The sequence below is a fragment of the Vibrio sp. Vb1026 genome (assembly GCF_033338745.1).
In the GTDB taxonomy this organism is placed as follows: domain Bacteria; phylum Pseudomonadota; class Gammaproteobacteria; order Enterobacterales; family Vibrionaceae; genus Vibrio; species Vibrio alginolyticus.
On record NZ_JAWOTH010000079.1, the window covers coordinates 1 to 1,465 of the forward strand.

The following is a 1,465-nucleotide window of genomic DNA, read 5'->3' on the forward strand; positions in this document are numbered from 1 at the left end:
TTGTCGTTTGGCGTGTAAGTGACGCTGCCGTCCGGGTTGACCGAGACCGTGCCGTTGGCTGGACCGTGATTGGTATCGATCGACACCACTTTGTCGTCGCCTTCGAACGTGTCGTTACCTAAAACCTTAATGATGGTCGGCGTGTCTTCCACAACCGTCGCTTTATCTGCCACGATGTCCGCCACAGGCGCCACTGTGAAGTTCACCGTTTGGCTGACGCTTTCACCGCTTGGATCGGTAGCCGTAAACGTTAGGATTTCAGAGCCGTTCCAGTCTGCCGTTGGGCTAATAGTCGCAATGCCATTTTCTATTGAGACATTGACATTACTGTTGCCTGAGACGCTAAACGTTAACTCACTATCAACGTTATCCACATCACTGAAGGCCGTATTCAGATCGATGCTGTATGGCGTAAAGTCTTCCGCCAAGGTTTGGTCTGCAATGTTGCTTTCAACTACAGGCGTGTCGTTCACCGCATTCACGGTGACGTTGACCGTCGCTTGGTCAGTCAGTGAACCATCGGTCACGGTGTAAGTGATTTCAGCATCGCCATGGAAGTTCTCGGCCGGTGTGAAGACCAGTTTGCCATCAACGATCTCAACTGTACCTTGTGTTTCAGGTACGGAAGCCGATTCAATCGACAGCGTATCGCCATCAATATCGGTGTCGTTTGGCAGGACATCAATCGTCACTGGCGTGTCTTCGTCAGTAACGGCGTTGTCATTGGTCGCCACTGGCGCGTCATTCACTGGCGTGACATCGATGTTCACCGTGGTGGACTCCGATACCCCACCGGAGGTAACGATGTAGGTAAAGCTGTCTGCACCGTGGTAGTTGTCGTTTGGCGTGTAAGTGACGCTGCCATCCGGGTTGACCGAGACCGTGCCGTTCGCTGGACCGTGATTGCTATCGAGCGACACCACTTTGTCATTGCCTTCGAACGTGTCGTTATCTAAGACCTTAATGATGGTTGGCGTATCTTCCACAACCGTCGCTTTATCTGCCACGATGTCCGCCACTGGCGCAACTGTGAAGTTCACCGTTTGGCTGACGCTTTCGCCGCTTGGATCGGTAGCCGTAAACGTTAGGTTTTCTGAGCCGTTCCAGTCTGCCGTTGGGCTAATAGTCGCAATGCCATTTTCTATTGAGACATTGACATTACTGTTGCCTGAGACGCTAAACGTTAACTCACTATCAACGTTATCCACATCACTGAAAGCCGTATTCAGATCGATGCTGTATGGCGTAAAGTCTTCCGCCAAGGTTTGGTCTGCAATGTTGCTTTCAACCACAGGCGTGTCGTTCACCGCATTCACGGTGACGTTGACCGTCGCTTGGTCAGTCAGTGAACCATCGGTGATGGTGTAAGTAATTTCGGCGTCACCATGGAAGTTCTCGGCCGGTGTGAAGACCAGTTTGCCGTCAACAATCTCGACTGTGCCTTGTGCTTCAGGTACGGAAGCTG

1 protein-coding gene is annotated in these 1,465 nt (G+C 51.8%); it reads right to left on the reverse strand.

The features are described 5' to 3' along the window. On the reverse strand, window positions 1-1,465 hold a 1,465-nt coding region (locus tag R7E47_RS24305; RefSeq protein WP_318085240.1), incomplete at both ends, for a tandem-95 repeat protein.